General features: G+C 73.5%; 25 protein-coding genes and 1 pseudogene. 11 read left to right on the top strand and 15 right to left on the bottom strand.

What is annotated here, in order from left to right; translation table 11 throughout:
- Positions 1–8 precede the first annotated feature (8 nt).
- From AC061S_RS11415 to AC061S_RS11390, 6 genes are read right to left on the bottom strand one after another with little or no spacing between them, the layout of a single operon-like run.
- Positions 9–1,244, bottom strand: coding sequence for a cytochrome P450 family protein (locus AC061S_RS11415; protein WP_478685766.1), 1,236 nt, complete (start codon positions 1,242–1,244; stop codon positions 9–11).
- On the bottom strand, positions 1,241–2,479 hold the full coding sequence (locus tag AC061S_RS11410) for a cytochrome P450 (protein WP_478685765.1): 1,239 nt from the start codon (positions 2,477–2,479) through the stop codon (positions 1,241–1,243). Before AC061S_RS11410 ends, AC061S_RS11415 begins: the two co-directional genes overlap by 4 nt.
- On the bottom strand, positions 2,476–3,219 hold the full coding sequence (locus AC061S_RS11405) for a GTP-binding protein (RefSeq protein WP_478685764.1): 744 nt from the start codon (positions 3,217–3,219) through the stop codon (positions 2,476–2,478). Before AC061S_RS11405 ends, AC061S_RS11410 begins: the two co-directional genes overlap by 4 nt.
- Positions 3,200–3,562 (bottom strand): DUF742 domain-containing protein, encoded by a 363-nt coding sequence (locus tag AC061S_RS11400; RefSeq protein WP_478685763.1) that lies wholly within the window; start codon positions 3,560–3,562, stop codon positions 3,200–3,202. Before AC061S_RS11400 ends, AC061S_RS11405 begins: the two co-directional genes overlap by 20 nt.
- Positions 3,559–3,960, bottom strand: coding sequence for a roadblock/LC7 domain-containing protein (locus tag AC061S_RS11395; protein WP_478685762.1), 402 nt, complete (start codon positions 3,958–3,960; stop codon positions 3,559–3,561). Before AC061S_RS11395 ends, AC061S_RS11400 begins: the two co-directional genes overlap by 4 nt.
- Positions 3,957–5,657, bottom strand: coding sequence for a sensor histidine kinase (locus AC061S_RS11390; RefSeq protein WP_478685761.1), 1,701 nt, complete (start codon positions 5,655–5,657; stop codon positions 3,957–3,959). Before AC061S_RS11390 ends, AC061S_RS11395 begins: the two co-directional genes overlap by 4 nt.
- 375 nt (positions 5,658–6,032) lie before the next feature.
- Here AC061S_RS11390 and AC061S_RS11385 point away from each other — a divergent pair, with 375 nt between their 5' ends.
- The 3 genes from AC061S_RS11385 (at position 6,033) to AC061S_RS11375 (ending at position 8,659) form a co-directional block, all read left to right on the top strand.
- Complete coding sequence (locus tag AC061S_RS11385; RefSeq protein WP_478685760.1) at positions 6,033–6,995, top strand: ATP-grasp domain-containing protein; 963 nt, start codon at positions 6,033–6,035, stop codon at positions 6,993–6,995.
- Positions 6,992–7,780 (top strand): ATP-grasp domain-containing protein, encoded by a 789-nt coding sequence (locus AC061S_RS11380; RefSeq protein ID WP_478685759.1) that lies wholly within the window; start codon positions 6,992–6,994, stop codon positions 7,778–7,780. Before AC061S_RS11385 ends, AC061S_RS11380 begins: the two co-directional genes overlap by 4 nt.
- A 162-nt stretch (positions 7,781–7,942) precedes the next feature.
- Positions 7,943–8,659: a DUF4232 domain-containing protein gene (locus AC061S_RS11375; protein WP_478685758.1), complete on the top strand. Its 717-nt coding sequence runs from the start codon at positions 7,943–7,945 to the stop codon at positions 8,657–8,659.
- Here AC061S_RS11375 and AC061S_RS11370 read toward each other — a convergent pair whose 3' ends face one another.
- On the bottom strand, positions 8,660–9,043 hold the full coding sequence (locus tag AC061S_RS11370; protein WP_478685757.1) for a VOC family protein: 384 nt from the start codon (positions 9,041–9,043) through the stop codon (positions 8,660–8,662). It lies immediately after the preceding gene.
- 151 nt (positions 9,044–9,194) lie between these two features.
- On the opposite strand from AC061S_RS11370, the gene AC061S_RS11365 reads away from it, so the two are divergent.
- Both AC061S_RS11365 and AC061S_RS11360 read left to right on the top strand, forming a co-directional pair.
- Positions 9,195–10,247, top strand: a complete 1,053-nt coding sequence (locus AC061S_RS11365) for a zinc-dependent alcohol dehydrogenase family protein (RefSeq protein ID WP_478685756.1) — start codon at positions 9,195–9,197, stop codon at positions 10,245–10,247.
- Between the two features lie 50 nt (positions 10,248–10,297).
- Complete coding sequence (locus AC061S_RS11360) at positions 10,298–11,194, top strand: phosphatase PAP2 family protein (RefSeq protein WP_478685755.1); 897 nt, start codon at positions 10,298–10,300, stop codon at positions 11,192–11,194.
- Between the two features lie 215 nt (positions 11,195–11,409).
- Here the strand turns inward: AC061S_RS11360 and AC061S_RS11355 are convergent.
- Positions 11,410–12,255, bottom strand: a pseudogene (locus AC061S_RS11355) (DUF2330 domain-containing protein); the annotation flags it as partial.
- A gap of 303 nt (positions 12,256–12,558) precedes the next feature.
- On the opposite strand from AC061S_RS11355, the gene tmpA reads away from it, so the two are divergent.
- Together tmpA and AC061S_RS11345 are read left to right on the top strand one after the other, a co-directional pair.
- Entirely contained in the window at positions 12,559–13,668 is a 1,110-nt protein-coding gene (gene tmpA, locus AC061S_RS11350) for a 2-trimethylaminoethylphosphonate dioxygenase (protein ID WP_478685754.1), read from the top strand.
- The gene (locus AC061S_RS11345) at positions 13,665–14,246 is read left to right on the top strand and encodes a phosphonate degradation HD-domain oxygenase (protein WP_478685753.1); all 582 of its coding nucleotides are present in this window, start codon (positions 13,665–13,667) and stop codon (positions 14,244–14,246) included. Before tmpA ends, AC061S_RS11345 begins: the two co-directional genes overlap by 4 nt.
- Here the strand turns inward: AC061S_RS11345 and AC061S_RS11340 are convergent, their stop codons facing one another.
- Complete coding sequence (locus AC061S_RS11340; RefSeq protein ID WP_478685752.1) at positions 14,247–15,017, bottom strand: GntR family transcriptional regulator; 771 nt, start codon at positions 15,015–15,017, stop codon at positions 14,247–14,249.
- A 177-nt stretch (positions 15,018–15,194) separates the two neighbouring features.
- Between AC061S_RS11340 and AC061S_RS11335 the strand changes: the two genes are divergently transcribed.
- The 3 genes from AC061S_RS11335 to AC061S_RS11325 all read left to right on the top strand — a co-directional run bounded on the left by AC061S_RS11335 (position 15,195) and on the right by AC061S_RS11325 (position 16,967).
- Positions 15,195–15,581, top strand: a complete 387-nt coding sequence (locus AC061S_RS11335; RefSeq protein WP_478685751.1) for a cupin domain-containing protein — start codon at positions 15,195–15,197, stop codon at positions 15,579–15,581.
- Between the two features lie 64 nt (positions 15,582–15,645).
- On the top strand, positions 15,646–16,137 hold the full coding sequence (locus AC061S_RS11330) for a hypothetical protein (protein ID WP_478685750.1): 492 nt from the start codon (positions 15,646–15,648) through the stop codon (positions 16,135–16,137).
- Between the two features lie 125 nt (positions 16,138–16,262).
- A complete protein-coding gene (locus tag AC061S_RS11325) occupies positions 16,263–16,967 on the top strand; it encodes a hypothetical protein (protein ID WP_478685749.1) in 705 nt (234 codons plus the stop codon).
- A gap of 84 nt (positions 16,968–17,051) precedes the next feature.
- On the opposite strand, the gene AC061S_RS11320 is transcribed toward AC061S_RS11325, so the two are convergent.
- The 5 genes from AC061S_RS11320 to AC061S_RS11300 are packed head-to-tail and all read right to left on the bottom strand — an operon-like array spanning position 17,052 to position 21,970.
- Entirely contained in the window at positions 17,052–17,717 is a 666-nt protein-coding gene (locus AC061S_RS11320; RefSeq protein WP_478685748.1) for an HAD family hydrolase, read from the bottom strand.
- The gene (locus AC061S_RS11315; RefSeq protein ID WP_478685747.1) at positions 17,714–18,862 is read right to left on the bottom strand and encodes an ABC transporter ATP-binding protein; all 1,149 of its coding nucleotides are present in this window, start codon (positions 18,860–18,862) and stop codon (positions 17,714–17,716) included. The genes AC061S_RS11320 and AC061S_RS11315 overlap by 4 nt, the downstream gene beginning before the upstream one ends.
- A gap of 5 nt (positions 18,863–18,867) precedes the next feature.
- Positions 18,868–19,905: an ABC transporter permease gene (locus AC061S_RS11310; RefSeq protein WP_478685746.1), complete on the bottom strand. Its 1,038-nt coding sequence runs from the start codon at positions 19,903–19,905 to the stop codon at positions 18,868–18,870.
- Positions 19,893–20,801, bottom strand: coding sequence for an ABC transporter permease (locus AC061S_RS11305; RefSeq protein WP_478685745.1), 909 nt, complete (start codon positions 20,799–20,801; stop codon positions 19,893–19,895). The genes AC061S_RS11310 and AC061S_RS11305 overlap by 13 nt, the downstream gene beginning before the upstream one ends.
- Positions 20,801–21,970: an ABC transporter substrate-binding protein gene (locus AC061S_RS11300; protein WP_478685744.1), complete on the bottom strand. Its 1,170-nt coding sequence runs from the start codon at positions 21,968–21,970 to the stop codon at positions 20,801–20,803. Before AC061S_RS11300 ends, AC061S_RS11305 begins: the two co-directional genes overlap by 1 nt.
- A 281-nt stretch (positions 21,971–22,251) precedes the next feature.
- Between AC061S_RS11300 and AC061S_RS11295 the strand changes: the two genes are divergently transcribed.
- The gene (locus AC061S_RS11295; RefSeq protein WP_478685743.1) at positions 22,252–22,998 is read left to right on the top strand and encodes a GntR family transcriptional regulator; all 747 of its coding nucleotides are present in this window, start codon (positions 22,252–22,254) and stop codon (positions 22,996–22,998) included.
- A gap of 119 nt (positions 22,999–23,117) precedes the next feature.
- Here AC061S_RS11295 and AC061S_RS11290 read toward each other — a convergent pair whose 3' ends face one another.
- Positions 23,118–23,333 (bottom strand): DUF6243 family protein, encoded by a 216-nt coding sequence (locus tag AC061S_RS11290; protein WP_478685742.1) that lies wholly within the window; start codon positions 23,331–23,333, stop codon positions 23,118–23,120.
- Positions 23,334–23,351: the final 18 nt, after the last annotated feature.

The following is a 23,351-nucleotide window of genomic DNA, read 5'->3' as shown; positions in this document are numbered from 1 at the left end:
GGCGGAGGTCAGGCCAGGCGGACCGGGAGGTCGAAGAGGTCGTTCTGGGTGAGGATCGGCTTGTTGCGGAGTTCGGCCGGGGCGACGGCCAGGGTGAGGTCCGGGAAGCGGGCGTAGAGGGCCGGGAGGGCGACCAGGGCCTCCAGGCGGGAGAGGGCCGCGCCGGGGCAGACGTGGGGGCCGTGGCCGAAGGAGATGTGCCGGTTCGGGGTGCGGGTGGCATCGAACTCGCCCGCCGTCTCGCCGAACTGGGCCTCGTCGCGGCCGAGCGCGCCGAAGGAGACGATCAGCCCCGCGCCCTTGGGCAGGATCCGGTCGCCGACCTCCACGTCCTCGGCGGCGAAGCGGATCAGGACGTGCGAGGTGGGGCTCGACCAGCGCAGGGTCTCCTCGATGACGTTCTCCCAGGAGACCTCGCCCTTGAGGACGAGGTCGCGCTGCTCCGGGTGGGTCTCCAGGGCGACGACCGCGTTGACGATCAGGCTGATGGTGGTCTCGTGGCCGGCGGCGACGATCAGCTGGAGGGTGTTGGTGATCTCCTCGGTGCTGAGGTGGTCGCCGTCCTCCGAGGCCTCGATGAGGGCGCTGGTGAGGTCGTCGCCCGGGTTCTCGCGCTTGGACTCGACGATGCGGGAGAACAGCGCGCCGAGGTCCTCCATCATCTGCGGCACCTCCTCGGGCAGGGTCTGCGTGGAGAAGAACTTCTCGAACAGGGCCTTCAGGCGCGGGTGTTCCTCGGCGTCGACGCCCATCAGGTCGCTGATGACGTTCATCGGCAGCGGGTACGCGAACTGCGCCTTGAGGTCCACCGTCTCACCGGCCGGCAGCCCGGCCAGCTTGTCGAGCATGCCGGTGGTCAGCGCCTCGATGCCGGCGCGCAGCTTTTCCACCCGGCGTACGGTCAGTGCCTGCGCGACCAGGGTGCGCAGCCGGCGGTGGTCCTCGCCGTCCACGGTGAGCATCGAGCGGCCGGGGTTGGCGAGGCCGATCAGCGGCCAGTCCATGGGGATCTCGCCGCGCTGCCAGGCGCCCCACACGTTGATGTCCTTGACGATCCGGGGATCGGTGAGCAGCTTGCGGGCCTCGGCGTGGTGCGTGACGGCGTACACGCCCACGTCACCGGGGAGGACCACCTGGACCAGCGGCCCGGCGGCGCGCAGCGCGGCGCTCTCGGCGTCGAGGTCGGCGACGAAGGGGTCCAGGACGATGGCCGCGGGGCCGGAGTGGTCGATCGGGCACGTCATCGGTTGGCTCCAAGGGCGGGGGTCGGGGTGTAGGTCACGGGAAGGGCTGTGAGGCCGCGCAGCCAGGGCGAGGGGCGGCGGGCCAGGTCCCCGGCGGGCCCGGCGAGGTCCACGTCGGGCAGCCGGTCGAGGAGCACCTCGATGCCGGTGCGCGCGATGACCTCGGCGACTTCCTGGGCGGGGAAGGGGCAGCGGTGTTCGCCGTGCCCGAAGGAGAAGAAGGCGTTGTTGCCGCCGGTCAGCGCTCCGGCGTCGGTGCGCACGTGCGGGTCCGTGTTGGCGGCGCCGATCCCGAGCAGGACGAGGTCGCCGCGGCCGATGCGCCGGCCGCCCAGGTGGGTGTCGCGGGAGGTCCAGCGGCCCGCCACGTTCTGGGTGGGGGTGTCCTCCCACAGCACCTCGTTCATGGCCTCGCCGACGCTGTGCCGGCCGCCCGCGAGGGAGGCGGCGAAGCGGTCGTCGGTGAGCATGAGGCGCAGGGAGTTGCCGATCCAGTCGGCGGTGGGCTGGTGGCCCGCGGCCATCATGACCATGAGGTCCTGGGCGACCTCCTCGACGGTGAAGCCGGACCGGTTGGCGAGCATCCGGGAGACCACGTCGGGTCCGGGCTCGGCGAGTTTGGCGGAGAGCAGCGCGAACATCGACTCGGCGAGGTGGCGCTGTCCTTCCAGGGCGCCCTCCCGCCCGTTGATCATGTCGTTCATGGCGTGGACGAGGCCGGGGCCCTGTGCGTCGGAGAACCCGTAGAGCCGGGCGAGGACGCGCAGGGGCAGCAGCATGGTGTACTCGCCGACGATGTCGCAGGAGCCCTTGCCGCACAGTTCGTCGATCAGCTCGTCGGCGAACCGCTCGGCGTGCCCCTTGAGTTCGAAGGGGTCGACGGCTTCGAGGGCGTCGGAGATGACGGCGGCCCGCTCGCGGTGGCGTTCGCCGACGGTGTAGAGGATCGACGGCTGGCGGCGGCCGATCATCGGGAGCAGCGGCCAGTCGGCGGGAATGCGGTCCCACTGGTTCCACAGCTCGGAGTCCCGGGAGAAGAGCACCGGGTCGCTGGTGACCTGGTGCAGTTCGCGGTAGCCGAGGACCAGCCAGGCCGGTACGTCTCCGTCGAGGACGACCGGGGCGACGGCGCCGTGGTCTCGGCGCATCTCGCGGTACAGCTCGCCGGGGTCGGTCTGGAACCGGGGGCCGCCGAGGTAGACGGGCTGGTGCTCGGGGGCGGCGGGGCAGGTCACGGGGTGGGCTCCGGGGTCTGGGACAGGGGGCTCGGCTGGAGGCTCGGCTGGAGGCTCGGCTGGAGACTCGCCTGGAGGCTCGGCCAAGTGCTCGACAGGGCGGCCGTCTGGAGGTGCTGGACGAGGGAGATCAGGACCTGCTTGCTGGACTCCCGGGAGCGGGCGTCGCAGAACACCAGCGGGATGCCGTCGGGCAGGTCGAGGGCGGCTCGGATCTGCTCCGGGGTGTGCTCGGGGCCGCCGAAGTCGTTGCAGGCCACGACGAAGGGCGTGCCGTGGTGTTCGAGCCGGTCGATGGCGTACCAGGAGTCCGCCAGGCGCCGGGTGTCGACGAGGACGACGGCGCCGAGGGTGCCGGAGAAGAGCCGGTCCCACAGGAACCAGAACCGCTCCTGGCCGGGAGCGCCGAACAGGTAGAGCACGTTGCGGGCGTCGAGGGTGATGCGCCCGAAGTCGAAGGCCACGGTGGTGGCGCTCTTCCCGGCGATCCCCTGGGTGTCGTCCACGGCCTCGCCGGCCTTGGTCATGGTCTCTTCGGTGTTCAGCGGGCGGATCTCGCTGACCGAGCGGACCATCGTGGTCTTGCCGACGCCGAAACCGCCCACGATGACGATCTTCAGTCCGTTGTCGGCGGTGCTGCGCAGTGCCTGGCGGGGCCGTAGCGGTTCGGCCGCGCCAGGCGCTGCGCTCGCCGGAGACGCGGCTTCGGGGATCGTCGCGTCAGAGATTGCGGAGTCCAACGAGCACCTGCTCCAGGATGTCGGGGTCGGTAAAGCTGTACGCGGAGTTCGCCGTACGCGGGTGCCGGGCGCGGATCTGCCCGGTGGCGAGCAGGTCGGCCAGCAGGATCCGTACGATCGACACCGGCAGTCCGAGATCGGCCGCGATCTCCACCACCGCCGTCGGGAACTGACACATCCGCAGGATCGCCGCGTGCTCGGACTGCATGCCGGGCACCGGATCGCTTTCGGCGACGACCAGGGTGACCAGGTCGAAGACGTCCGAGCCGGAGCGGCTCCGGCCACCGGTGAGGGTGTAAAGCCGGTCCGGCGAATCGTCCCGGCCCGGCCGGGTCCGGCTCATCCCCGGGGCCTGGCGATGAGGTGTTCGCCGAGCTGCTCGACCAGTTCGGACATGTTGTGGCCGACGAGTCCGGCGTCGGCCTCCTCGTTGGCGACGAGCGCGAGGTGCGCCCCCTCGCCGGCCTCGACGATGAAGAGGATCCCGCCGTAGAACTCGGCCATGGCCGAGCGGACTCCGCCGGTTCCGTCGCCGAACTCGACGGACGCCCCGTGGGAGAGGCTCTGGATGCCGGCGGCGATCGCGGCGAGCTGGTCGGCCTGGTCGACGGAGAGCTCGGGCGTGCGGCACAGCTTGAGGCCGTCGCGGGAGAGCACGAGGGCGTGGCGGGCGCCCGGTGTGCGCTCCAGGAGGCCTTCCAGGAGCCAGTTGAGCGTCTCGTCGGTGGTGAAGCCGGTCATGATCGCGTGTTGCCTTCCGAGTCTGGGGTGTGCGCGGGCTGCTGCTCGTCGCCGGGGCCGCCGGAACCGCCGGAGGCTGCTTCGCCCGGGGCCGCGGCGCCGCGGACGGCCTGGCGGAAGCTGCCGAACCGCGCGGCCGACCGGGAGGCCCCACCGGGCGCGGAGGCCGTGGCGGAGCCCGTACGGGTCTCGGTGCCCGCGCCGTCCGTGCCCTCGGGGTGCGCCGCCGCCAGGGTCCGGCCACGGCGGCGCTGGGGCAGGCCGCTGTCGCCGAAGTGCGGGTGCTCGCCGGTGGATTCGGACTCGGAGCCGGTGTCGGTGCCGGCGGGGCCGGGGCCCGCTTCGCCGGTTGCTCCGGTCCCGCGGTCCTTCGTCGTACGGTCCTGCGCGCGGACGGAGTCGTCCCGGCCCGCGGCGGTGTCGTGCACGGCCTCGGGCTCGGACTCGGGCGCGGCCGCAGCTGCGAGCGCCGCGGGAGCCTCCGGCGCGACCCGGGCGGACGGCTGCGCCGGGATGGCGAGCGGCGCGGCGGGGGCTTCGGCGGGCGTGCGGCTGATGAGCTCCTGCGGGAGCATCATCAGCGCGCCCGTACCGCCGCGGGCGGAGGGCCGGAAGGAGACGGTCAGTCCGTGCTTGCGGGCGAGCCGGCCGACGACGGCGAGGCCGAGCCGGGTCCCGGACAGTCCGGCCAGGTCCAGGGAGGCGGCGGTCACGGCCTGCTCGGCGCGGCGCAGTTGGACCTCGCTCATGACGAGGCCGCTGTCCTCGACGGTGATGACGATCCCGGACGGCACCTCCTCCACGTAGACGTGGACCTCGGCGGTCGGCGGGGAGAAGTTGGCCGCGTTGTCGAGGAGTTCGGCGAGTGCGTGCATGACGCCCTCGGCCGCGTGCCCGGCGACGGCGGCGTCGCTGGTGGAGTGCAGCCTGACCCGCTGGTAGCCGCCGATGCGGCCCATCGCGCCGCGCAGGATCGACTCCATGACGATCGGCTTCGCCCAGCGGCGACCCGAACGGGCCCCGGTCAGCACGGCGATGGAGTCGGCGAGGCGGCCGGCCTGTGCGGTGCGGTGGTCGAGGTGGAGCAGGTCGCCGAGGACGTCCTCGTCGGCGTGCCGTTCCTCCATGTCGCGCAGGTCGGCGAGCATTCCCGTGGCCAGGGCCTGCATCCGGCCGGCGGCGTTGGCGGCCGCGGCCATGGCGGCGGCCCGGCCGGACTCGGCTCGGCGCAGCTCTCCGCCGAGCCGCTCGCGGGAGGCGTTCTGGGCGGCGGCCAGTCCGTCGAGTTCGGCGGCGTGCACGCCCGCCAGGTGTTCCAGCGTGGCGGCGTGGTCGCCCGTCAGCTGCTCCAGCACGGCGGTGTGTTCGCCGGTGAGACGGGAGCGTTCGGCGGTGCGCGCGGCGGCGTCACGGGTCGCGTCGGCGATCAGCCGGGCGATGTGCCCGTCACGGGCGGCCAGTTCGGCGGTGAGCCCGGTGATCCGGGCACGCTGGATCCGCGAGGTGCGCGCGCACCAGGTCACGGCGAAGGCCGCGACCGCGAGCAGCAGGACGCCCGCGCCGGCGAACCAGCCCAGGGCGGTGGCGATGGACGACGGGGCCGCGGCCACCGCCGCCGTGGTGAGCGCGCCGCCGGCGACTGCGGTGATCAGCAGGGCCAGCGCGGAGGGGCGAAGGGGGGAGGGCGACGCCGTCATCAATCAAAGCCTCATACCGGGCGTAAATGGAGGAGAAGGTTCCTGGCAACGAGGCATCACTATAGGAGAGTTGTTGATCGCTTTGGGCAGCCTCTGACAAGTTTTCCGCTCAACCGCGACCGGTAAGTCGCCTTCTGTAGCGCTTTGGCCGGAAGGGAAATCGGCGGCTCGCGACATCCGATCCGCCCCGTCTCGGTGGCCGGACGGCGGCCCGACACCAACCGGACGGCGACCGCGGGCGAATCCCGACCCGGCGGCGCCGTTGCGGATGGCTGCGTACACGGACCGATCATCACATTGGGGCCCATGACATCCTGTGACGTCACAACTCGCCGGACGGGATCGGCGGACGTCCGGGGAATATGGGGAAGGTCCATGAAGCTCTGCTTCCTGGTGGAGGAGCACTACCGCCACGACGGCATGCCGAACGAGGTGGTCCGGCAGCTGAAGGCCTGGGGCCACCGGGTAGAGGTACTGCGGCCCGGGGGCTCGCTGCTGCGGATGAGCGAGGCGGTGGATGCCGGCGCCCATGACGCCTGGGTCCTCAAGACGGTGTCCGGCGGGCCGGGGCTGACCCTGCTCGAAGCCGCCGCCGCGGCCGGGGCGACCACCGTCAACGACGCCCGCTCCATCCGGGGCGTACGGGACAAGGCGCTGGCCGCGGCCATCGGGCGCGGCCGGGGGCTGCCGCTGCCGCCGACGTACGCGGCGGCCCGGCCGGAGCTGCTGGAGCAGATCCCGGCGTCGGACTACCCGCTGGTCGTCAAACCCGCCGACGGCAGCTCCGGACGGGCCGTACACCTGGTCCCCTCGCCGGAGCGGCTGGCCGCGATGCTGCCCGAACTGGCCGGCGAGGGCATGCTCGTCGCCCAGCCGTACGTACCGAACTCGGGCACCGACCTCAAGGTGTACGCGGTCGGCGGGGAGCTCTTCGCCACCGAGCGCCGCTCCCCCCTGCATCCGGACAGCCCCGTCCCGGAGCGCCTCGTCCCGCTGTCCGCCGAGATCGCGGAGATCGGCGCGCGGGTCGGGGAGGTGTACGGGCTCGACCTGTACGGGGTGGACGTGCTGCTGGGGCCCGACGGGCCGGTGGTCGTGGACGTGAACGACTTCCCCAGCTTCCGCCAGGTCCCCGACGCGGCGGCCCGTGTGGCCCGCGCGGTACTGGACCTCGCACGGGGCGCCCGTTCGGGACCGGGCACCGGAGCGGGGGCCGGGTCCGCCCTCCCCCGCCCGCCCGGGCCGGCGATGTCGATCCCGCTCCAGGCCACGGCTGCCACGGTGGCGGCCGCGGCCGTGGCCGTCGCCCCGGCCACCCCCACGGGAGAGCCCGTATGAGGGTCGGCCTGATCACGGACAACCCCGGGCATCCGCTGCTCTCGGCTACGGCCGGACACCTGCGGGCGGCCGGACACCGGGTGGAGCTGCTGGATCCCGGCTCGCCGGACGCGGCCGCCGGGGCACCGGCCGACGTGTACCTCCTCAAGGCGCACACCCCGCGCGGCCTGGAACTGGCCCGGCGCCTGGAGCGGCTCGGGGCGCCCGTGGTGAACTCCGCCGCGGCCACCACGCTCTGCCAGGACCGCACCCTGATGGCGGAGCTGGCGGTACGGGCCGGGCTGCCGTTCGCGGGAACCCGTACCGTGGGCGCGCTCGCGCCGTGGGCGGCCGGGATCTCGCTGGGCTCCCCCGTCGTCGTCAAGAGCCGCCACAACCGCCGCGCGGACCTCGTGGCCCGGGTCGACGACACCGCGCTCCTCGCAGAGTTGGCACAGGACTGGCCCGACGAGCCGGTGGTGGTACAGGACTTCGCCCCGAACAGCGGCTGGGACCACAAGCTCTGGGCGATCGGAGACCGGATCTTCGCCGCCCTGCGCCGTTCGGAACTCTCCCCGGAAGGCCGCGGCCCGACCCTGCCGCTGCCCCGGCTCCCGGAGGGATGGGCCGACCTGACCCGCAGGGCCGGCGAGGTCTACTCCCTGGACGTCTACGGCGTGGACATCATCGCCACGGCCGACGGCTCGCCCCTGATCGTGGACGTCAACGCCTTCCCCGGCATCCGCGACCAGCCGGGCGCCCCCGAAGCCCTGGCAGAACTGACCCTGCGCCGGGCCAAGGGCTAGGGGGTGTGCCCCGTGTACGGCGCAGCGGTGGCGGCCGTACGTCATGGGCGCGTCACGGAACCGCCACAGCGGCGTGTGGCGGGAACCTGCTCGGGTCAGGGTTCCGTGTTCCTGCACGCAAGTGCCGGCGCGGGACCGGTCGTGAACCTCGGGGAGCACCCAATGCAGTACACAGCAGGCACCGGTCGGACCGCGGCGGCTCTGGCGACGGCCCTGGCGGCCGCAACCCTGATGACGGGCTGCACGCCGACCGGCGACGGCGGCGGAGCCGCCGCCCCGTCGGCGCCGGCCGCGGCCTCTCGGCCGGCCGAGCCGGCACCCACCGGCGGCGACAAGGGTGGAACGACCAGCGGCGGCGGGAGCGGCGGTTCCACGGGCGGCGCGTCGCCCTCGGCCGGCTCCTCCTCCGGCGGCACCGGCGGCGTGACGAAGAAGCCCTGCACGGCCGCCGACATCAAGGTCTCCGAAGGGCACCAGGCCGACGTCCGCCCGCCGGGCACCGGAACCGGGGCCGCCGTCGTCTCCGTCACCAACACCTCCGCGTCCCCCTGCAAGGTGTACGGGTACCCGACGGTCGCGGCGGCGGGCAACGGCTCCCCAGAGAAGAACAAGCCTCTGGCCACCACCCACACCGGCCCCGACGCGGCCAACGTGATCCTGGCCCCGGGCGCCCGCGCCTGGACGAAGCTCACGTTCGTCCAGGTCCAGGGCGAGGCGGACGGCTACTGCGCGTCCGGCGCGACCCCGGGCTCCTACCCGACGGTGGTCATCGGCGTTCTCGGCGCCGGGAAACACCAGATCGCCATGGACGACGGCGTGTTCGCCTTCTGCGACGACAAGGTGACCGTCACCGCCTGGTCCTCCGTCAAGCCGTCCTAGTCAGAGGGGATTCAGGCGCGTGCGCAGGAGGCAGAACTCGTTGCCTTCCGGGTCTGCCAGGGTGTGCCAGCTCTCGGCGCCGGTCTGGCCGACGTCGGCCGGGCGGGCGCCGAGGGCGAGCAGGCGCTCCAGCTCGGCGTCCTGGTCGCGGTCGACGGGGTTGACGTCGATGTGCAGGCGGAGCTTCCCGGCCCGCGGGTCGCTGCTCGGACTGAGGACGAGGGTGGGCTGCGGACCTCCGAAGCCGGCGCCGGGCGGGCCGATCTCGATGCTTCCGTCGCCCTCCCGGGAGAGCTCCACGTAGCCGAGGGCCTCGCTCCAGAACGCGGCGAGGCGCTCGGGGTCGGCGCAGTCGATGACCAGCTCACTGATGCGGCTTACCATGCCCGCCAGTGTACGGAGAGCGCCCGGGAGGTCTTGCGGGTCACGGGTCCCCCTGATGGTGTGTGGTGGTCGTCCCGGCAGCTTCGCATCCGGGCCCGGGGCCGACAAGGGAGCCCGGGGCGGACCAGGCAGGCGAGTGGAGGCGGTCGGCGTGCGCGCGGTGGTGTTCGAGCGGTACGGGGAGCCCGGCGAGGTGCGGGACGTGGCCGATCCGGTGCCGGCCGCCGGTGGGGTGGTCGTACGGGTCGAGGCGACGGGTCTGTGCCGCAGCGACTGGCACGGATGGATGGGGCACGATGCGGACATCACGCTCCCGCACGTGCCCGGCCACGAACTGGCCGGTGTGGTCGAGGCGGTGGGACCGGGAGTCGCCAACTGGCGCAGCGGGGACCGGGTGACGGTGCCGTTCGTCTGCGCCTGCGGAAGCTGCGCCGAGTGCGCCGCGGGGCAGCACCAGGTGTGCGCCCTCCAGACGCAGCCGGGATTCACCCACTGGGGGTCCTTCGCCGAGTACGTGGCGCTGGAGCACGCCGACGTCAACCTGGTGGCCGTGCCCGAGGAGCTCTCGTACGACACCGCGGCCGGGCTGGGCTGCCGGTTCGCGACGGCCTTCCGGGCCGTCGTCGCGCAGGGGCGGGCGGCGCCGGGCGAATGGGTCGCCGTACACGGCTGTGGCGGCGTGGGGCTGTCGGCCGTGATGATCGCGGTGGCGGCGGGAGCCCGGGTGGTGGCCGTGGACACCGCGCCGGCGGCGCTGGAGCTGGCACGGGCCTTCGGGGCCGCGCACTGTGTGGATCCGCGGCGGGCCGACGCGGCCGAGGCCGTACGGGAGTTGACCGGAGGCGGTGCGCACCTGTCGCTCGACGCACTGGGCTCCACGGCCACGGCGGCGGCGTCGGTGGCCGGGCTGCGCCGGCGCGGGCGGCACGTACAGGTCGGGCTGCTGCCCGCGGCGCGGGGGGCCGTGGCGCTGCCGATGGAGCGAGTCATCGGGTGGGAGCTGGAGATCCTCGGCAGCCACGGGATGGCGGCGCACGCGTACCCGCCGATGATGGAACTGGTCCGCTCCGGGGCGCTGCGGCCCGACCTGCTGGTCACCTCCACGATCCCGCTCGACGCGGCGCCGGCCGCGCTGGCGGCGATGGGCACGGCGCCGGGATCCGGAATCACGATCATCCGGCCGGGGGCCGACGCGGGGAACTGACCCGGACGGCCGGGCTGCTGGGCCCGCGGGGCTTGTGGTGGGGGGAGGGCATGGCTACATTCCTTGATTACACGTGTAAGCACGCGATGTGGCCACACCGCGATCGGCCACACCTCCCTGCACACGCCGCTCTTTCCCCACACCCTCCCTTCCCCTCGTCACCCCTCTTTTCCCCCGCCGCGAGAGGCAGCACAGCCATGTCCACGATCCCCGTCGACCCACCCCTCGAAGCCGGCGCACCCGCGTCCGCGCCGGACCGGGGCAGCCGTCGCACCGGCACCCTGACCCTCGGAATCGCGCTGCTCGGAGCCGCCGCCGCGCTCGCGTTCGTCGTGCGCAGGGACGTCACGCAGCCGCCCTTCCAAGGGCTCGACGACCGCTGGCTGTCCTGGATGGGCGGACCGCACGAGGGGTTCCCCTCCGTGGTCGCCACGCTGCTGAACTGGTTCGGGGGCCCGGTGGGCGCCATCGTCCCGCTCGCGCTGCTGACCTTCCTGCTCGTCCGGCGGCGCTGGGTGTCGGCAGGGTTCCTCTTCGGCGTCTACATGGCCGGAAACATGCTCGTCATCCAGGGCCTCAAGCAGCTGGTGGACCGGCCGCGTCCGGAGAATCCGCTGGTCCGGGTCGACCACGGCTCCTTCCCCTCCGGCCACGTGGCCAGTGCGGCGCTCCTGGTCGTCATCGTCGGCGTGCTCCTCGTCCCGGCCGCCCGGCGGCGGGCGTGGTGGATCGGCGGCGCGGTGTTCACGCTGGCGATGATGTGGAGCCGCACCTGGCTGCACGCGCACTGGCTCAGCGACACCGCCGCCGGGGCAGTGGCCGGTGCGGGTGCCGGGCTGGTCGCCTGGTGGCTCTGCGCCCCGGCCCTGGCCCGGGAGGCCGGACGGGCCGCGGAGCGCACGCACACCCGCCGACGGGCGGCCGAAGCGGCGTCCCCCGCCCGCTGACGGCAGGGCCGCGCGGTTACACGTGCGGGGCGCCCCGGTACGGCCCTCCGTCCGCGGCGCATCCGCAGCGCGGTCAGGACGGCCGCCAGGGCAGCCGCCACCAGCGCTCCCCCGAGCGTGAGGATCCAGACCGGGACGCCGCCGGCCGTGAGCAGCTCGTCGGAGTACTCGATCCGGCGGTACGGGGCGTCCCCGGCGGCGGCGCGCAGTTCGTGGTCTCCGTCGATCCGGGACGGGTCCGGGAAGCTCTGGTCGATCGCCGTCAGGAACAACGGCTCCGCGCCCGCGAATTCGGCGACCGGACCCGTCGGGGTGATCCGCCCGGCGAAGGTCACCTCGGGCGCGTTGCCGCCGATCGCGGAGACGGGCTCCATGCGGTGCTCCGCCAGGACGTACAGGCCCAGGGACTGGGCGGTCGAGGCCAGTCGCGACAGCCGCATCGGGTAGACGAGCCGGTCGCTCTCGAAGCTGATCAGGAGCGGGTCCAGGGTGCCGCGCAGGGTGGCTCCCGGCTCCCGGGGGGCGAGCCGTACGGCGACGTACTCCCAGCGCTGGTCCACGTACGGCTTCAGCTCGGCGGAGAGGCGGTCGGGGAGCACGAAGCCGTTGGCCTCGAGCCAGTCGCCCAGCGCCTCGGGGTCGGTCGCCGTCAGGCGGGCGACGTCGAAGTCCCCGAGCCGCTCCCGGCCGATGACGCCGACGCGGGCCTCGCCGCTGCCGGGGGGCGCCGCTCCGGCCGCGTCCCCCCGGCCGGAGTCGAAGGGCCAGTCCCCGTGGCGGGGCCACAAGTAGCCGCGGGTGCGGTACTCGGGTCCGGTCAGGTCGACCAGCTGCGAGAACAGCCCCGCGTCGCCGAGGCGCACCGTGGCCCGCCCCGGCACCGGCATGATCCAGGCGGCCCGCTTGGCATCGCCTCCGACCGTGAACCGCATCGTCACCTGTTCGGTCCGGCCGTCCCAGCGGACCACGGAGGCCTCCCGGGAGACTCCGATCCGGGAGCTGCCGTCGGGGACCATCGCCCCGCAGCCGCAGGCGTGGGCCGGGCTGACGAGGGACCCCACCTGGGTCGCGAACAGCGCGAACAGCAGGAGTCCGACCCTTCGCCTGATCCACCGTGCCGTCCGCGCCAGCGGCGTCCACACCCTTGCCGTCCGCACCGTCTCCCCCACACCCCTCGCTCGACCGCCCGCGGGCCCATTCGCCGGCGGGCCCGTCCAACCAGGGCGTTCACCCCGGTCTCAGACGGCCCGCGCCGCGATCCGGTTCCGGCCACCTGTGCGCCACCTGCCGGTCACCTGCCCCTGTCACGCTCCGGGCATCCCAGAGTTGTATATACAACTTCCCCAGGATTTGCAGGAGCCACGATGTCCGTACCGGCGATCACCCGCCCGCCCGCGCCCTGGCTGCGCGACAACTGCCCCTGCGCCGAGTGCCGTGACCCGCGCACCGGCCAGAAGCTGTTCCAGATCACCGAGCTGCCCGCCGGCCTGGCCGTCGGCTCCGTGCGCGAAGCGCCCGCCGCCGACGGCGGGCCCGGCTGGGAGGTGGTGTGGCAGCCGGACGGCCACCGCTCCGTGTACCCCGCCGGGTGGCTCGAAGCCCACGGCCCGGACGGATCGGCGTACCGCGCGGCCGGGGACGGGCGGACCGAGGCGGACAAGGAGCTGTGGGCGGCGGGGGACCTCGACGGGCGGATCCCGCAGGCCGGCTGGGACGCGTACATCAGCTCCCGCGAGGTCCGCGAGCAGGTCCTCCACAGCGTGGTCCGGCTGGGCTTCGCCCTCCTGCGGGAGGTTCCGTGCCGGGACCGGATGGTGCTGGACGTGGCCCGCACCTTCGGCTTCGTCCGCGAGACGAACTACGGGGAGCTCTTCGAGGTCCGCGTGGAGGCCGACCCCAACAACCTGGCCTTCACCGGCGCGCTGATCACTCCGCACACCGACAACCCCTACCGGGATCCCGTACCGACCCTCCAACTGCTGCACTGCCTGCGCAACGAGGCCCGGGGCGGCGACTCCGGGCTGGTCGACGGCTTCCACGCGGCCGCGCTGCTGCGCGAGCGGGAACCGGAGGCCTTCGGGGTGCTGACCCGCGTGCCGGTGGAGTTCGCCTTCGCCGACGCGCACTGCGAACTGCGGGCCCACCGGCCGCTGATCGACGTGGACCCGCTCGGGCGGATCCGCGAGGTCCGCTTCAACAACCGCTCCATCTCCACGCTGCACCAGCCGGCGGCGGTGCTGGACGAGTTCTACGCGGCCTACCGCCTCTTCGGCGAGCTGCTGGAGCGGCCGGAGCTGCGGCTCGACTTCCGGCTCGCGCCCGGCGACTGCGTGGTCTTCGACAACACCCGGCTGCTGCACGCCCGTACCGCCTTCGCCGAATCGGGCGGACGCCACCTCCAGGGGACGTACGCCGATCTCGACGGGCTGCTCTCCACCCTGGCCGTCCTGCGCCGCGAAGGAGCCTCCGCGTGAACGCCTACGACACCACGGGCCCTGTCGGCGCCATCGACGCGCTGGCCCGCCTCTTCGAGGGCGAGGGCAGCGCCGAGTACTTCGGTGAGGCCGTCACCCAGGCCGGGCACATGCTCCAGGCCGGGGCCCTCGCCGAGGCCGCCGGGGCCCCCGCCCACCTGGTGGCGGCCGCGCTGCTGCACGACATCGGGCACTTCCACGGAACCGTGACCGGCCGCGACCTGATGGAGGGCGGGCAGGACAACCGGCACAGCCACACCGGGGCCGACTGGCTGGCCCGGTGGTTCGGGCCGGAGGTGACCGAGCCGGTCCGGCTGCACGTGGCCGCCAAGCGCTACCTGTGCACCGCGGAGCCGGGGTACTTCGACCTGCTCTCGGAGGCCTCCGTACACACCCTGCGCGTCCAGGGCGGCCCGATGACCGCGGAGCAGGCCCGCGCGTTCGAGGCGCTGCCGGGGGCGGCCGACGCGGTGGCCGTGCGGCGCTGGGACGAACAGGCCAAGGACCCCGGGACGGCCACCCCGGACTTCGACCACTTCCGGCCCCTGCTGGGGGCCCTGCTGATCAAGAACGCCTGATCAGGGGCCGAGCAGGCGGCCCAGCGCGCTGGCGGCGGTGGTGTGCACGGTGAAGGCGACCGTGCCCGGCAGGTAGCGGTCCTGCGACCACTCCACCGGGATCCCCGCCGGGTCGGTGGAGCGGCGCCGTTCGCGCAGCAGGGCCTCGCCCTCCGGGCAGCCCAGCAGCCGCGCGTCGTCGGAGTCGGCCGCCGCGAGGTCGATGGTGTGGTGGGCGTCGGCGAAGAGGACTCCGTGCCGGGCGAGTTGCTCGGAGTACGAGACCGTGTCCGGCGGCATGTCCGCGACCAGGGCGCCGACCGGCTCCGGGTACGTCGTACGCTCCACCATCACGGGGGCTCCGGACAGGGTGCGCCGCCTCAGCACGCGGTACACGGGGGCTCCCACGTCGATCCGTAGCTGCTCCGCCTCCTCGGCGTCGGCCTCGCCCCGGTCCACGGCCACGGTCCGCCCCCCGGGCTCCTGGCCGAGCGAGCGGGCCCACCGGGTGAAGCTGCGGAGCTCCGCGACTCCTCCGGCCTCCCCGGCGCCGCCGCCGAGGACGACCCGGCGGGTGCCGCGCCGCGAGGTGATCAGCCCGTCGGTGCGCAGGGCGGCGAGGGCCTGGCGCACCGTACCCCTGGAGACCCCGTAGCGGCGGGCGAGCTCGTCCTCGGCGGGCAGTCGCGCGCCGGAGCCGTACTCGCCCGCGGTGATGGCGGTCCGCAGGTCCCCGGCGACCTTCAGGTAGAGCGGGGTCCTGGGTGCTGGGTCGCGCGGTGCCTCGTTCACGGGGCCAGCCTGTCACGGCCCGGCCCGGGCGAGGCGAAAGGCCCGGGAGGTCGGGACGTTCCGCCCGGTATTGAGATGATGTCCGTCGTCTAAATTCGAAGCGTGACCGGAAGGACCGGTGGCCGTGGCCCGGCCCGCGCGGCGGGAGCCGCACACCAACGCGTAGAGGAACCACCCATGTTCGGCATGACCATCGACACCGCCCCCGACACGACCACCGGCGGCCCGGTGCTCCGCCTCGACCCCGAGGGCGGTCCGTTCCGCGCGCTCGCGGCGGTCCGGATCCAGGTGCCGGCGGGCGGAACGATCCCGGCCCACGCGCACGGGTCGTCCGAGCTGCTGCTCACGGGCGTCGCCGGGACGGTGGAGGCCTCGTGCGGGTGCGGGGCCGAGACGGTGGCCCCGGGCACCTTCGCGATGCTGCCGGCCGGCAAGGAGATCACCCTGGCCAACCACGGCACCGAGCCGGCGACGGTCCTCGCGGTGTTCTCGCAGAGCGAGTTCACGGAGGGGCTGCCGCGCGCCGCGGCCAAGGGCTGCGGCTGCCACGGGCACGGCGGCTGACCTCGCGGTCCGCTTCGGGCGGGCCGCTCTGGACGGGCCACCGGCTTGATCCCATACTTCTCCCGTGAGAACGACGGAAAAGCAGCCCCGCACCAGCCCGCTGGTGCCCGACGCGGTGGCCCGGGAGATCGCCCGGCACGACTGGAACGCCGTCGAATGCGGCTGCGGCCGCCCGGCCGGTCACCTCGGTCATCTCCCGGACACCTTGTGGGACGCGGCCGAGGGACACCCGGCCGCGTTCCGCGCCCTGGAGGGCCACGCCTTCCACACCGGAGTGCTGCGACCGCCCGCCCCGGCGGTGTGCGGGGTCCTGATGGCCGTCTGGTTCGCCGGCCCGCCCCGGCAGTCGACGCGCGAGGCCCTGCTGTGGGCACTGCTGCGCCTCCTCGGCGCCGAGGACGACGGTTCCTCGCACGAGGCCGGCCTGTACGGCCAGTGCGCCGCGCACATCCGCTCCGGCCTGCCCGGACTGCGCGAGACGGTGGCCCGGTGCCCCGGCTCCGAATCGGCCGCCTACGCGGACGGAATCCTGAACCTGCTCGACCTGACAGCCTGACGGCCGATGGCCCGGCCGCCTCACGGCCCGACGCCGATGTGGCCGGAGAAGACATGTTCATCCGGCTCCAACTCCCCCTAAAATGCGCCAACTTACGTGGTGCACGCATGCTTGGGGGGAGGCTGGTGACACTGACAGCGGAACAGCTCGTCCTGATCTTCTTGCTCGTCCTGGCGGTGCGCGGGCTGTTCACATGGGCCCGCGGGGCGGTCCACGGAGCGCGGCTGCCCGCGCCCACGCTGACCTCGGGGCAGGTGGACACGTACCAGAAACAGGCGTTCCGGGAGCTGTGCCGGCGGGTCAACGATCACGGGCACGCGGTGGACATGGCGGACTACTTCGCGGGCCGCGGTTGGAACAGGGCCGATGCCCGGGCCGTGCTCGGAGAACCGGTCAGGCTCGGGCTGGTCAAGGTCCGCGGCTGGCGCTTCGGCGTGTACAGCGTGACGAAAAGGGGCTTCACCGAGTACCGGCAGAACTTCATGTGGTCAGGAGGGGGTGACGGGGTGAACATCTCCGCGTCGCAGGGCGGTTTCGTGGTGGCGAACGTCAACAGCCCGCAGGCGGTGGCCCACGGGGGCATCGGCAACCGCGGGGACCAGCACGACGTCTCCCACCGGCAGCTGATCGACGCGCTCCGGACGGATGCCCTCAGCGCGGAGCCCGCCGAGGCCGTCCGGGCGCAGGAGTACGCCGACGACCTGGCCTCGGCGGTCGGGGCGCAGGACTCCGACAGGGCGGAACGGGTCCTCGCCAGGATCAACACGTTGCTGTCGACGGCCTCGGCGGCCTTCGCCCTGACGCGGTCCCTGCTGTCTCCCGGGCCCTGACTCCGGGCCGTGACTCCGGGCCCTGACTCCGGACCTGGCTCCAACCCCGGTGCCGGGCCCGGCCGGGCCCGGCACCGGGGCACTTCAGGACCTCGGTGCGGGCACCAGGCAGCCCCGGAGGGTGGCCGGGGTCACCTCGGCGAGGGAGGGCGCGAAGGTGCGTACCGGCGAGGCCGGGACGGGGAGCAAGGAGGGGACCACCAAGAGTCCGCAGCCCGCGGCCTCCGCCGAGGCCGCGCCGTCCGGGGAGTCCTCGACCGCCACGCACGCCCCGGGGGCCGCGCCCAGCCGCTCCGCGGCCGCCCGGTAGGGGTCCGGGTGCGGCTTCGTCAGGGTGGTGTCGTCCGCCGACAGCGTGAAGGCGAAGGGGACGTGGGCCAGGGAGCCGCCGACCACCGAGTCCACGACCACCCGCGGTGAGGCGCTGACCAGGGCGAACGGTACGCCTTCCGCCTGCAGGGCGGTCAGCAGGGCCTGTGCGCCCGGCCGCATCGGAGCGCCCTCCTCGACGCGGCGGAAGAAGTTCCCGGTCAGCGCCTCGGCCACCTCCGCCGGGTCCCCGGCGCGGGAGACCCGTACGAGGTGTGCGGCGGTGTCCTCCACCGCCCGGCCGACCACCTCGGGCGCGTCCTCCTGGGTCAGCGCGTATCCGAGGTCCGCGGCGATCTCCTCGGCGGTGGACCACCACAGGACCTCGGTGTCGACGAGGGTGCCGTCCATGTCGAAGAGGACGGCGGCGAGTTCTGTCATGAAGCTTCCCCCGGGTCTGAGGCGGTGGCCGCGGCCGTGGCGGCCGCGGTGGCGACGACGAGGACGGGGCGTTCGGCCAGGCCCACGGCCGCCCGCGCGCCCGGTGCGAGGGCTCCGGCCTCGCGCGAGGGCAGGTCGGCCTTGATCCGGGTGCCGTCGGGCAGATCCAGGTGGAGCCGGGTCACCGAGCCGAAGAACGAGGCCGATACGACGGTGGCCGCGCCCTCGGCGCCCTCTGCGGCCGCCGTCACCGTGATGTTCTCGGGGCGTACGAGGACCTCGACATCGGAGGTCGAAGGCACCGGGCCGTCCACCGGCAGCCGGGAGCCGGCCACCTCGACCGTGCCGGAGCCGGCCAGGCGTCCGGGGAGGCGGTTCATGGTGCCGACGAACTCGGCGACGAAGGGGGTCGCGGGCCGTTCGTACAGCTCGGCGGGGGCGGCGCACTGCTCCAGGCGGCCCGCGTTGAGCACGGCGACCCGGTCGGCCATGGACAGGGCCTCCTCCTGGTCGTGCGTGACGAACACGGTGGTGATGCCCAGGGAGAGCTGGAGCCGGCGGATCTCCTCGCGCAGGCTGACCCGTACCTTCGCGTCGAGCGCGGAGAGCGGCTCGTCGAGCAGCAGGACCCGGGGGCGCAGGGCGAGGGCGCGGGCGAGCGCGACGCGCTGCTGCTGGCCGCCGGACATCTGGTGCGGGTAGCGGTCGCCGTGGTCGGGCAGGCCGACCAGGTCGAGGAGTTCGGCGGCGCGCTCGCGGCGCGCGGCCGCGCCGACCTTGCGGACGCGCAGGCCGAAGGAGACGTTGTCGCGGGCGTTGAGGTTCGGGAAGAGGCTGTACGACTGGAACACCATCCCGGCGTCACGGCGGTTGGCCGGGATCCGCGTGATGTCCTGTCCGTCGAGCAGCACTTCGCCTGAGTCGGGCTGTTCGAAGCCGGCGACCACGCGCAGCGCCGTGGTCTTTCCGCAGCCCGACGGGCCGAGCAGGGCGACGAGTTCGCCGGGCTCGATGGTGAGGTCGAGTCCGTCGAGGGCGACGGTGGAGCCGAACGCCCGGCGCAGGCCACGGAATTCGACGCGCGCTCCGCCGGGGGCCGCTTCGCTTTCCGCGGGCTGCCTGGCCTCGGGAAGGGTGAGGGACATGCGGGTCAGGACTCCTTGCCGGAGGTGCGGGAGGTGCGGGAGGTGCGCGAGGGGCCGGGAGACACGGTAGCGGGGGTGGTACCGGCCCGGGAGAGGAGGAGCAGCAGCAACCAGGTGATGAGGAGGCTGAGGACGGAGACGGCCACCGACATGCGGGCGTGCGCTCCGGAGATCGACACGATCCACACGGCGAAGGGCTGGAAGCCGAGCAGCGAGGCGATCGTGAACTCGCCGAGGACCAGGGCCAGCGTGAGGAACCCGGCTCCGGCCAGGGCGGCCCGCAGGTTCGGCAGGATCACGCGCAGGACCACGTACGGCCAGCTCGCGCCACAGCTCCGGGCGGCTTCGACCAGGGTCGGGACGTCGACGGCGCGCAGTCCCGCGTCGAGGGAGCGGTAGACGAAGGGCAGGGCGAGCACGGTGTAGGCGAGGACCAGGACGACGGGGAAGTCCGGGTTCTGGACCGCGAGGAAGGTCTGGTAGAGCGCGGTCCTGGAGAGGTGTTCGGGACCCCAGCGCAGCACCGTGGTGATCCCGGTGACCAGCGCGATCGGCGGCACGACCAGCGGCATCATGCACATCACCTCCACGACCGGGCGCAGGCGCGGCGAGCCGATGCGTACGGCGACCAGCGCGGGCACGGCGAGGAGCAGCGACGCGGCGATGGTCGCGGCGGCGAGGCCCAGCGAGAGCAGCAGGCTCTCGGTGAACCCTTCGGCGGAGAGCAGTTGGGTGTACGCCTCGAAGCTGACGCCCTGGCCGGGGACGTGCACGGTGAACACGAAGGAGGCGAGGAGCGGGAGGACGAAGTACGCGCCCGCGAGCGCGAGCACGGCTCCGCGCCATACCCGGGGCCGGGAGCGGGGGCGCGGCCGGCGCGGTGCGCGGGCCGGGGGTTCCTGCCGGTCCCGCTGCCCGTCCGGGCCCGCGGCGGCCGGACCGGCGGCCGGGGCGGCGGCCGCGGGAGCCGCAACGGCGGTGGCGTTCGCAGCCGCCGGGGCGGCCCTGTCGTTCGGGGCGGGCGTCGGGGTCATCGCAGCCATCGGGCGCTCCGTCGCTGGAGGGGCAGGTAGACCGCCATGACCAGGCCGGCGATCACGATCATGTCGAGGCCGAGGGCCAGGGCCACGTTCTCCTGGCCGGTCAGCACGTTCCCGGACAGGGCGTCCGCGATCTTCAGCGTGACCAGCGGGACGGAGCCGCCGACGAGTGCGGCGGCCGTGGCGTGCGCGGCGAAGGCCGTGCCGAAGAGCAGCACGAACCCGCCGAGCAGGGAGGGCGCGAGGACGGGCAGGCCGACGTGGCGCCAGAACTGCCATGTGCTCGCCCCGTTGTTCTGGGCGGCCTCGCGCCACTGCGGGCGCAGTCCGTCCAGCGCGGGGACGGTCACCAGCACCATGAGCGGGGTCAGGAAGTAGAGGTAGACCACGGTGAGGCCGGTGAAGGAGTACAGGTTCCAGCCGAGGCCGGTCAGGTCGGCGAGCTGGGTGACGACCCCGGAGATCCCGACGGTGGCGATGAACGCGAAGGCGAGCGGGACCCCGCCGAAGTTGGCGAGGACGCCCGAGGCGGTCAGCGTCGCTCCGCGCAGGGCGCGGGAGGGAGAGGTGACGACGGCCTGCGCGATGAGGACGCCGAGCACCCCGGCCACGAGTGCGGTGAGGGCGGAGAGCTGGACGCTGCCGACGAGCGAGCCGAGGTAGGGCCCCTGGAGCGAGCGGGCCAGGTGCTCGCTGGTCGCTTCGGTGGCCCCGCTGACCGGGTTCGTACGGGTGACCGCGCCGAAGGCGATGGCGCCCAGCGGGACGCCGAAGCACAGTCCGGTGAAGGCGAGGAGCGGGAGGGCGGCGAGCCAGGTGCGCGGGCCGCGCCGCCGGCGGCGGGTGGCGAGGCCGCCGGCGGTCCCCTTCGAGTGGGGGGTGGTGGTGGAGGCGGACATCAGCTGAGGGCCTTGTCCCACTTCTCGGAGAGGGTGGCCTTGGCCTTGTCCAGCTCGGTGGAAGCCGGGAAGGTCGGGGTGCCCTGGACCTGCGGGAGCTTGGTGACGGCTTCCTTGTCGACGGTGCCGGCCTGGGTCATGGCGGGCAGCAGCACGGGGCGGGCGTAGCCCTTCAGCCACAGGTTCTGGCCCTCGGTGCTGTACAGGAACTCCATCCACAGGCGGGAGGCCGCGGGGTGCGGGGCGTCCTTGTTGATGGCCTGCGAGTAGTACTGGGCGTAGACGCCGTCGGTGGGGATGGCCACCTGCCAGTCGACGCCCTTGCCCTTGAACTGCTCGGCGTAGCCGGCGTTCAGGTAGTCCCAGTCGATCGAGATGGGGGTCTCGCCCTTCTCGACGGTGGCCGGGGTGGACTCGACGGGGATGAAGTTGCCGCTCTTCTTCAGCTGGCCGAAGAAGTCGATGCCGGGCTGGATGTCCGCGAAGGAGCCCTTGTTGGCGAGGGCCGCCGCGTAGACGCCGCCGAAGGCGGAGCCGGACTTGGTCGGGTTGCCGTTGAGGGCGACCTTGCCCTTGTACTCGGGCTTGGCCAGGTCCGCGAAGGAGTTCGGGCAGTTCGGGATGCGGGCCGCGTCGCAGCCGATGGAGACGTAGCCGCCGTAGTCGTTGTACCAGCGGGCGTCCGCGTCCTTCTGGGCGGCGGGGATCTGGTCCCAGGCGGTGACCTTGTACGGGGCGAAGAGGTTCTCGGCGGCGCCGCTGCGGGCGAAGGCGATGCCGAGGTCCAGGACGTCGGGGGCGCGGGTCTGGCCCTTGCGGGACTTCACGGCGGCGATCTCGTCGGCGCTGGAGGCGTCCGGGTTCTCGGCGTTGATCTTGACCTTGGGGTACTTCGCCTGGAACGCCTTCTGGATCTCGCCGTAGTTCGCCCAGTCGGCGGGCAGCGCGATGACGTTGAGCTCGCCCTCCTTCTCGGCGGCCGCGACAAGGCCCTCCAGGCCGCCGAAATCGGCGACCGAGGTGGCCGCGCCGGGCTGGATCTTGTTCTTGCCGTCGCCACCGGCGGAGCCGGCGGACTGGTCGGGTGCGGCGCCGCACGCGCTGAGCGTGGTGAGCACGGCGGCACTGAGCAGAACGGCCGCACCGCGACGGGCGGAGGAACTGAGCACGGTCTCTCCCGGAGACGAAAACGCATGAAGAACGCTTGGAGGGTGGGTTCACTTGTCTGAACAAGTTGGCTCCAGTTCGCCCTGGGTCGCTGTACGGACGGTGAACGGCGGCTGTCCCGTGGAGCACGTCTCGACGAAGACCGGAGACCGGCCGGGCACAACCGTGCCGGACAGCCCTCAAGATGATCTTCAGGACCGGAACGGCCTAGGCTTGAGCGGCCGCGACGGGCACCGGGCAGCAGGGCCGGTGCACACATCCACGCAAGGGGGAACAGGACAGCATGGCTACAGTGCGGTATCTGGAGATCGCCGAGGCGCTGCGCCGGTCGATCCTCTCCGGCCAGTACCCGGTGGGCGCCCAACTGCCCTCGGAGAGCGATCTGGCGGCGCGCTGGTCGGCCTCCCGCGGCACCGTCCGCCAGGCCGTGGCGACGCTCGCCGCCGAGGGGCTGATCGGTTCCCGGCAGGGGGCCCGCAGGATCGTCCTGCGGCACGAGCGCAAGCACAGCTTCGGCGAGTTGAACAGCTTCGCCCAGTGGGCCGAGGGGGTCGGCCACCAGGCCGCGAGCCGGTTCCTGTCGCGCACCCGCCGCCCTGCCACCGCCGAGGAGGCGGACCGGCTGGCCCTGCCGGAAGGCACGGAGATCCTGGCCGTGCTGCGGCTCCGGCTGCTCGACGGGGAGCCGACGATGGTCGAACGGACGGCCTACGCCGACTGGGTCGCGGCGGCGGTGGAGGCGATGCCCGAGGACTGCCGCTCGGTGATGGACGGGCTGGCCGACGGCTCCGGCATCGTCGCCCATTACGGTGAGCACCTCATCGACGCACTCCCCGCCGGCAGCGAGGACGCCCGGCTGCTGGAAATCCGCCGCGGCAGCCCGCTGCTGCGCCAGCGGCACGTCTCCGCGACCCGGACGGGTCGCCCCATCGAGTGGTCCGACGACCGCTACCGGGCGGGCAGCGTCACCTTCAGTGTGAACAACTCGGCGGTAGCAACTCCCCTGGAGCGCCGCACCGGGGACCGTTAGCCGCCGGGGGCCGCGCACGGGGAACGGCGCTGGTGGCGCACGGTACGGCAGCAGGGCCCGGACCGCGCGTCGCGGTCCGGGCCCTGCCCCGTGCGGTGCCGCCCTGCGGCGGCGGTGCGTCAGCTCTGTGCGGTGTCGTCGCCCGTCTGCCCGGCGCCCTCGGCCGCGCCCGCCTTCTCGCGCATCTTGCGCAACAGCTCTGCCCGCTGGTCGGCCGCGCCCTGGCGGTCGAGGTTGCGGTGGGGGCCGTTGTTCTGCCGTTCGGCGCGGGACTGCCGCTTGCGCTGGCCGCCGCCCTGGCCCACGGGGTTGTTGATGTTCTTGCTCACGGTCACGGGTTCTCCCGGTCAATG

The sequence above is a fragment of the Streptomyces sp. CA189 genome, assembly GCF_056428985.1.
The sequence above is the reverse complement of the archived record's forward strand: the minus strand, read 5'-3'. Positions and strand labels throughout refer to the sequence as shown.

Coding starts and splice junctions, on each gene's coding strand:
- AC061S_RS11415 (WP_478685766.1), bottom strand. CDS start 1,244: ATGACGTGCCCGATCGACCACTCCGGCCCCGCGGCCATCGTCCTGGAC.
- AC061S_RS11400 (WP_478685763.1), bottom strand. CDS start 3,562: ATGAGCCGGACCCGGCCGGGCCGGGACGATTCGCCGGACCGGCTTTAC.
- AC061S_RS11395 (WP_478685762.1), bottom strand. CDS start 3,960: ATGACCGGCTTCACCACCGACGAGACGCTCAACTGGCTCCTGGAAGGC.
- AC061S_RS11390 (WP_478685761.1), bottom strand. CDS start 5,657: ATGACGGCGTCGCCCTCCCCCCTTCGCCCCTCCGCGCTGGCCCTGCTG.
- AC061S_RS11385 (WP_478685760.1), top strand. CDS start 6,033: ATGAAGCTCTGCTTCCTGGTGGAGGAGCACTACCGCCACGACGGCATG.
- AC061S_RS11380 (WP_478685759.1), top strand. CDS start 6,992: ATGAGGGTCGGCCTGATCACGGACAACCCCGGGCATCCGCTGCTCTCG.
- AC061S_RS11375 (WP_478685758.1), top strand. CDS start 7,943: ATGCAGTACACAGCAGGCACCGGTCGGACCGCGGCGGCTCTGGCGACG.
- AC061S_RS11370 (WP_478685757.1), bottom strand. CDS start 9,043: ATGGTAAGCCGCATCAGTGAGCTGGTCATCGACTGCGCCGACCCCGAG.
- AC061S_RS11360 (WP_478685755.1), top strand. CDS start 10,298: ATGGCTACATTCCTTGATTACACGTGTAAGCACGCGATGTGGCCACAC.
- tmpA (WP_478685754.1), top strand. CDS start 12,559: ATGTCCGTACCGGCGATCACCCGCCCGCCCGCGCCCTGGCTGCGCGAC.
- AC061S_RS11335 (WP_478685751.1), top strand. CDS start 15,195: ATGTTCGGCATGACCATCGACACCGCCCCCGACACGACCACCGGCGGC.
- AC061S_RS11320 (WP_478685748.1), bottom strand. CDS start 17,717: ATGACAGAACTCGCCGCCGTCCTCTTCGACATGGACGGCACCCTCGTC.
- AC061S_RS11315 (WP_478685747.1), bottom strand. CDS start 18,862: ATGTCCCTCACCCTTCCCGAGGCCAGGCAGCCCGCGGAAAGCGAAGCG.
- AC061S_RS11310 (WP_478685746.1), bottom strand. CDS start 19,905: ATGGCTGCGATGACCCCGACGCCCGCCCCGAACGACAGGGCCGCCCCG.
- AC061S_RS11305 (WP_478685745.1), bottom strand. CDS start 20,801: ATGTCCGCCTCCACCACCACCCCCCACTCGAAGGGGACCGCCGGCGGC.
- AC061S_RS11295 (WP_478685743.1), top strand. CDS start 22,252: ATGGCTACAGTGCGGTATCTGGAGATCGCCGAGGCGCTGCGCCGGTCG.